At 64.0% G+C, this 239-nt stretch carries 1 protein-coding gene; it reads left to right on the top strand.

Annotated elements, in window-relative coordinates; genetic code table 11:
• The coding region (locus E5X34_RS32795) for a BMP family ABC transporter substrate-binding protein (RefSeq protein WP_366664954.1) at nt 1–239 on the top strand (239 nt) is incomplete at both ends.

The following is a 239-nucleotide window of genomic DNA, read 5'->3' as shown; positions in this document are numbered from 1 at the left end:
CGGTCGACCCGGCCATCACCTGCCAGGTGATCTTCACCGGCGAGTGGTCGCTGGCGGTCAAGGAGGCGGAAGCCACCAATGCACTGGTCGATCAAGGTGCCGACGTCATCACCTGCCATGTCGATAGCCCGAAAGTGGTGGTCGAAACGGCGGCGGGACGCGGCGCCTTCATCTGCGGCTACCATGCCAACCAGAGCCCGCTGGCGCCCGAAAAATATCTGACCGGCGCGGAATGGAAC

This window comes from Mesorhizobium sp., assembly GCF_004963255.1.
Taxonomy (GTDB): Bacteria; Pseudomonadota; Alphaproteobacteria; order Rhizobiales; family Rhizobiaceae; genus Mesorhizobium.
Note: the sequence above shows the minus strand (reverse complement) of the source record. Positions and strands in the feature narration are given on the sequence as shown.